A 5595-nucleotide genomic window follows, 5' to 3' on the forward strand; every position below is an offset into this window, starting at 1 on the left:
GATCGCACTTGGACGGCAGCAGCGCGCTTTGAAGCGGTAATTACTACGGCTGCAATGGATGAAGCTGCCAAGAGCGCATGGTGCCGTGAGCATTCCATCTTCCCGGCTGAACTGGAGAAGTGGCGCAGCAACGCAGTACAGGCCCTGGCAGCGCCCCAGGAAACCCGGGCAACTCCGCAGCAGACGCGACACGACCATCGGCGCATAAAGGAGCTTGAGCGTGAGCTACGGCGTAAGGAGAAGGCTCTCGCAGAAACGGCTGCGCTCCTGGTTCTTTCAAAAAAGCTCTCGGCGATCTACGGGGAGGGCGCGGACGACTGATCCGGCTGGAAGTGCCTTCCGGCAAAGCAAGGCGCACCCGCAAAAATAACGCGAACCCTTCCCACATCGCCTGTCCCAGCGTTCCTCAACCGCGCAAAGTCAAAGGCATTGCACACGGATTGGACGGAAACATCGTGGATAACTTCTGATAAATCAAAAGGCTTCTGGCAAAGCAAGATTTGCGGCACCCAGAGCACCAGAGCGGAAAAGCCAAAAAAGGGGACAGGCGTCGCATGAGGCGAGGCGCCTGTCCCCTTTAATTCCAGTACCGAAAACGCATACCTTGCAGCGAAGAATATCGGAAAGCCGGATGCGGGACAGTTGAACCGGGATGTTACCAGAGGAGCTTTGCCGAGTACTCTGCGAAAGCTTTGTCAGCGGTTACTATGGTGAGTTTTTCCGTTATGGCTTGCGCAATAAGCAAACGGTCGAACGGATCGCGGTGCTTAAATGGCATCTTCTGCACCCTGGCTACGTGTCGTAACTCTATATTTAGCAAGGTGAAACTGTTCGCGGCCAGTTGTTCAGACACAAACCGCTCCACAGCACTGGCCAGATGTAACTTCCCCAAGCTGGATTTGATGGCCATTTCCCAGCAACTAGCCAGGCTCAGATAGCACTCGTTGTCGGCATCGCTTATCGCTTCTATGGCTGCGGCGCTCAACTGAGGTGCATCGTCAAGCCACCACAAGAACGCGTGAGTATCAAGAAGCAGGCGCGCCATCAGACGTATTCCTTGAAGTCTTCAGGAAGCTCGTCGAAGTCGGGGGATACTGACAAAATCTGGCCCTTGGCGGAGCCGGGAACCCGCTTCCGCTTGGCCCCGTTTACCGGGGTAAGCTTAAGAAGCGGTTTGTTTCCCCTTGCTATAAGGACCTCTTCCCCCTGAAGCGCAAGTTTTACCAGTTCTGAAAAATGCGATTTCGCCTCGGCGATGTTGTACTGTTTCATAAATTGTCCCCCAAGTGTGGTCAGTTTATATGGCCATAACCGTTGTGTCAACTCTCTCGGGATCGCATTAAACAGAAGGGGATTATACGCCTGGTTCTGTGTCGACGCCGCGACATGGCATTTCACGGCGAGAAAAGTGAGGTATCGCTTTACATCATCCGTCGACAGTTCCTCGGGCTTCATGTCCTGAAGGAAATGCTGAAATTTACGGGACCACGTTGCATACGCCTTCAAAGTCTTCCTGGAGTAGTGCCGAACCTTAATCTCCTCGGCAAAACGTTCCAGCACGGCGTCCCACTCGGGAGAATCGGATTTCACCGCGTATCCGGCTTCCATATAGTTGGAGGTGTGAAGCAGTGTCTGCGTGGAGGGCGGGTTGTTGTCCGTTACCTCCCGAACCTGGGCCTCCTTTCTCTTCAAAAGCGAAAAGTATAACGAAACTGCGTAAGCTGCTCGCTGTTGCTGTTCAGGTGTCTGTTTTTTTTCGCCTAGCTTCTCGCAGAAGAGCCGTACGCGGTCCGATTTGGACTCCGGTGGGGAATATTTGTCGCAAAAGGCATGATAATACCTGAGCCACTGCAAGTACTCCGCATGACTTGACGGCGGGATTCTCGACTGCTTCTGAAGGGCCATAAAGGGGGCCCCTGGCCCTCTTTATACGTGTCCCCCTGGCCCCCTATACCTACGGAATCCTCTCCATGGCGGCGTACAAGTGGTGATCCGTTGGTGACCGAAACAGTAAATTGATTAATTAAATTGCGAGTGTACACTTAATACTCGGTACGAAGATGCAATAAAAAAGGAGTCTTATCATGGACTGTCCTAGACAATTTTATTTATCTAGGACAGCCCCAAGAAGATTGTCTTTCCCAGACAAAGGAGGGTCCAGAGATGATGCACGATTGGAATGAGTACCAGCAGCAACTGCTTGCCACCATTGGCGAAATGGCAAAGATCAGCCCCGACACCGTCAGCGGTTACGGCTCATTGAGTAAAGCCGGTGCAAAGACCGGGCACCTGGACGCCAAGACACGCGAACTGATTGCCCTCGCCGTAGCCGTCACCCGCCAGTGCGACGGGGGTATCACTATTCATACGGATGCGGCGGTCAAACACGGGGCGACGCGGGAAGAAGTCATGGAAGCCCTGGGAGTTGCCATCGCCGTCAATGCCGGAGCTGCGCTGGTCTATTCGGCACGGGTGATGGATGCCTATAGCGCCAAGACAGAGCCATAACCATAAGCAGTATCGGCATCGGTAGTCGCCGAAGATGCATTGATATCCTGAGATGAATTCAATTTTCCTGTATGCGTCACGACTGCGGGAAAGGAGCAGAAAATGAAAATAGCACTCTTGGGCGCGACCGGATTTGTCGGTTCGGCACTGCTTGAAGAAGTACTTCGCAGAGGGCACACGGTAACAGCCATCGTCCGCCATCCGGAGAAGCTTCCTGAACAGGAAGGGCTCGTTGCCCAAGCCGGTAACGTTAATGATTTCTTGTCCCTTGCAAAACTGATCCGGGGCCACGATGCGCTTATCAGCGCCTTCAATCCCGGCTGGCAAAATCCCAATCTGTACGACGACCAGGTATGCGGCACGACGAACATCATTGCTGCCGTGAAAGAGGCGGGCATCAAGCGGGTACTCTGGGTGGGTGGGGCAGGTGGATTGGAAGTGAAGCCTGAAGTCCGCGTGCTCGATGGGCCGGATCTCCCGGACTGGGTCAGGCCCGGTGCTTTGGCAACTTTCAATGCCCTTGAGCAACTGAGAAGTGAACCGGAGCTGGAGTGGTCGTATCTGGCACCTTCGGCCGAACTGCTGCCGGGAGAGCGGACCGCTACATTCCGACTTGGCGGAGACCAGCTCCTTGTTGACGCTGGCGGCCGGAGTTGGATCTCGGTCCAGGACTACGCAGTTGCGATGATTGATGAGCTGGAGAATCCGACTCACATTCGTCAGCGTTTTACCGTGGGGTACTGATGGCTAAAGGATCCCGTCTGCTCCATGCTGTATCCAGCGCCACTCGATACCAGGCTCGGCACGACGGAAAGGTGCATTATTTCTGCAGCGAACATTGCCAGAATGCATTTCTGGAACATCCGGAAAAATATCTGGGCGCCGCATCCGCACAATCTCTGAAATCCGGCGACAGGTCGGCCACCTATCCGTGCCCCATGCATCCCGAGATACTGCAGTTGCCGATCGACAACGACATGCAAGCCGCGGCCTGAATAACCAACCAACATTCAAAGGAGACCTGTATGAGCCACTATCAAATTGCAGTTGTTGTCGGAAGCCTTCGCAAAGATTCGTTCAACCGTAAGCTGGCTTATTCACTTGTGAAGCTGGCCCCGCCTGAGTTTTCCTTCAAGCAGGTGCAGATCAGCGACTTACCACTTTACAATCAGGACGACGACGCAAATCAGGCCGAGTCAGTCAAACGGCTTAAGTCTGAGGTAAGGGCGGCCCATGCCCTTTTGTTCGTCACTGCCGAGTACAATCGCTCGATTCCCGGCGTACTAAAAAACGCCATCGACCATGCCTCGCGCCCCTATGGCCAGAACGCTTGGGCCGGCAAGCCAGCAGGTGTGATTGGCGCGTCAATCGGAGCCGTTGGCACAGCCTTGGCCCAACAGCATCTGCGCAATGTTCTCGCTTACCTTGATGTACCAGTACTTGGCCAACCCGAAGCGTTTATTCATGCCAAGGAGGGTCTGTTTGACGAGGCTGGCAACATTGGTGCGGACAGCAAACAATTCTTGCAGAATTGGATGGACCAATATGTTGCCTGGGTTAAAAAACACGTTGACTAGAGCTGGTACTGGAGGAGGATCCAACATGAGTTTTAATAAAAGGCTTAGCTCGGAAATTGAAATTGAGTATCCTGATTTCGAAAAATTGCCTGAGCGAGTCAGGCAAAAATTCGAAAGCTTACCTACAAAAGTGAATTTTTTCCGGATGTTGGGATATAGCCCAGGTACTTTCGTGGAAATCATAGATCTAACCAACGCTATTTTCAAAAATCTGACCCTATCCGATTACCACAAAGAGTTATTGGTCCTGCTCGTGGCTGCGCAAACAGGGAGTGCCTATGAATGGGAGCAGCATGTTTCCATTTCCCAGGCAGCAGGGGTGCGTGAAGATCAATTCATTGCCATTGCAGAACAACGCTTTGATGATGGGAAAGCATTTGCGGAACGTGAACGGGTTCTGCTGCATTTTGGGAAGACGATACTCGAACAAGGCAAAGCGTCGGGTGTTGTTTTCAAACACACGCTTGAACACTTCTCCATTGAAGAATTGGCTGATGCCATGATCGTCATCGGCTTTTACCGGATGTTATCCGGCTTCATCCAAACCTTTAAGCTTCCGAATGATCCGCAGGCGGATGGAAACTGGGTGAAGGGGTAAGAGAAAAACGAGTGAGTAATTGAGGAGGAATTAGTTATGAGCAAAAAAATCGGATTTGTAGGGTTGGGAACAATGGGCTTCCCGATGGCAGTTAATTTGAAGAAAGCCGGTTTTGAAGTCATCGGTTACGATGCCTTTAAAGGTGCTTATACAAAGGCAGAAGCTGCAGGAATAAGGATGGTGGCAACATTGAAAGAAGTGGCGGAACTAGCTGACGAGGCGATAATCTCAATGGTTCGTGACCACGCCCAGAATGTTGGCCTTATTTTTGGTGAGGGGGGGCTGTTAACTGATCATCCGAAAGGCAAAACAATTATTGTCATGAGTACACTTGACCCTGAAACAATGAATGAATTAGGCAAAAAAGTCGAAGAAGAAAGTGATTTACGACTGATCAGCGCTGCAGTAAGCGGTGGTGCTTCAGGTGCACAAGCGGGAACATTATCGATTATGACATCCGGCCCGGAAGAGATCGTGAAATCTTGTCGACCATACTTTGATGCCATGGGATCCAATATATTCTTCTATGGCGAGCAGCCGGGAAACAGCCAGGTTGCAAAATTAGTTAGTTTCCGTCCGGAAACATAACGTGCTGAATTTGTTGTCTAATCCCCGAGAAAGTGCTTAGGTTTTAGTTGTCGCCGTGCTATAATCCGTTCCGTAACATATTGATTTGCTTCAATTCAATAACAACTGGAGCGGCAAACATGAGGCAAAAACAGACCCGGCAGATGAGCCTGTTTTCAGTAACTGCTCGTCACGACATCGGCCTGGAACTCAAGGAGATCTCCAAGGTTCTAGATGACACACCACAGATGCTGGACTTGGTTTATAACGACCTGATCCGTAATCGCCGCCACGAAACCGGGCGAGAGGGAATGACGGCTGAGCAGGTGCTTCGATCTTGCGTGC

At 51.9% G+C, this 5595-nt stretch carries 8 protein-coding genes and 2 pseudogenes; 8 read left to right on the forward strand and 2 right to left on the reverse strand.

Translation table 11 applies throughout. The features are described from left to right. Positions 1 to 329: pseudogene (locus tag K419_RS0118510) on the forward strand (IS3-like element ISAzo10 family transposase); the annotation flags it as partial. A 326-nt stretch (positions 330 to 655) separates the two neighbouring features. Here K419_RS0118510 and K419_RS0118515 read toward each other — a convergent pair. Beyond that, a complete protein-coding gene (locus tag K419_RS0118515; RefSeq protein ID WP_026842850.1) occupies positions 656 to 1045 on the reverse strand; it encodes a type II toxin-antitoxin system VapC family toxin in 390 nt (129 codons plus the stop codon). Continuing rightward, entirely contained in the window at positions 1045 to 1905 is an 861-nt protein-coding gene (locus tag K419_RS23310; protein ID WP_198013128.1) for a phage integrase N-terminal SAM-like domain-containing protein, read from the reverse strand. The genes K419_RS0118515 and K419_RS23310 overlap by 1 nt, the downstream gene beginning before the upstream one ends. A gap of 258 nt (positions 1906 to 2163) precedes the next feature. On the opposite strand from K419_RS23310, the gene K419_RS0118530 reads away from it, so the two are divergent. The 7 genes and pseudogenes from K419_RS0118530 to K419_RS0118555 all read left to right on the forward strand — a co-directional run. After that, positions 2164 to 2508, forward strand: coding sequence for a carboxymuconolactone decarboxylase family protein (locus tag K419_RS0118530; RefSeq protein WP_198013129.1), 345 nt, complete (start codon positions 2164 to 2166; stop codon positions 2506 to 2508). Positions 2509 to 2610: 102 nt separating this feature from the next. Beyond that, complete coding sequence (locus K419_RS0118535; protein ID WP_026842852.1) at positions 2611 to 3252, forward strand: NAD(P)-dependent oxidoreductase; 642 nt, start codon at positions 2611 to 2613, stop codon at positions 3250 to 3252. Further along, positions 3252 to 3503, forward strand: a complete 252-nt coding sequence (locus tag K419_RS23315; protein WP_084154282.1) for a YHS domain-containing protein — start codon at positions 3252 to 3254, stop codon at positions 3501 to 3503. Before K419_RS0118535 ends, K419_RS23315 begins: the two co-directional genes overlap by 1 nt. Before the next feature lie 30 nt (positions 3504 to 3533). Further along, positions 3534 to 4085, forward strand: a complete 552-nt coding sequence (locus tag K419_RS0118540; protein ID WP_026842853.1) for an NADPH-dependent FMN reductase — start codon at positions 3534 to 3536, stop codon at positions 4083 to 4085. Between the two features lie 25 nt (positions 4086 to 4110). Then, complete coding sequence (locus K419_RS0118545) at positions 4111 to 4683, forward strand: carboxymuconolactone decarboxylase family protein (protein WP_026842854.1); 573 nt, start codon at positions 4111 to 4113, stop codon at positions 4681 to 4683. A gap of 36 nt (positions 4684 to 4719) precedes the next feature. Next, positions 4720 to 5271: an NAD(P)-dependent oxidoreductase gene (locus tag K419_RS22425; RefSeq protein ID WP_084154283.1), complete on the forward strand. Its 552-nt coding sequence runs from the start codon at positions 4720 to 4722 to the stop codon at positions 5269 to 5271. A 119-nt stretch (positions 5272 to 5390) separates the two neighbouring features. Beyond that, a pseudogene (locus K419_RS0118555) lies at positions 5391 to 5595 on the forward strand (ISNCY family transposase); the annotation flags it as partial.

The organism is Citrifermentans bremense R1 (assembly GCF_000426865.1).
Taxonomy (GTDB): domain Bacteria; phylum Desulfobacterota; class Desulfuromonadia; order Geobacterales; family Geobacteraceae; genus Geomonas; species Geomonas bremensis.

What these genes read in the sequence shown, in the direction of transcription:
- K419_RS0118515 (WP_026842850.1), bottom strand. Translation starts at nt 1,045, where the DNA reads ATGGCGCGCCTGCTTCTTGATACTCACGCGTTCTTGTGGTGGCTTGAC.
- K419_RS0118540 (WP_026842853.1), top strand. Translation starts at nt 3,534, where the DNA reads ATGAGCCACTATCAAATTGCAGTTGTTGTCGGAAGCCTTCGCAAAGAT.
- K419_RS22425 (WP_084154283.1), top strand. Translation starts at nt 4,720, where the DNA reads ATGAGCAAAAAAATCGGATTTGTAGGGTTGGGAACAATGGGCTTCCCG.
- K419_RS23315 (WP_084154282.1), top strand. Translation starts at nt 3,252, where the DNA reads ATGGCTAAAGGATCCCGTCTGCTCCATGCTGTATCCAGCGCCACTCGA.
- K419_RS0118535 (WP_026842852.1), top strand. Translation starts at nt 2,611, where the DNA reads ATGAAAATAGCACTCTTGGGCGCGACCGGATTTGTCGGTTCGGCACTG.
- K419_RS0118545 (WP_026842854.1), top strand. Translation starts at nt 4,111, where the DNA reads ATGAGTTTTAATAAAAGGCTTAGCTCGGAAATTGAAATTGAGTATCCT.
- K419_RS0118530 (WP_198013129.1), top strand. Translation starts at nt 2,164, where the DNA reads ATGATGCACGATTGGAATGAGTACCAGCAGCAACTGCTTGCCACCATT.
- K419_RS23310 (WP_198013128.1), bottom strand. Translation starts at nt 1,905, where the DNA reads ATGGCCCTTCAGAAGCAGTCGAGAATCCCGCCGTCAAGTCATGCGGAG.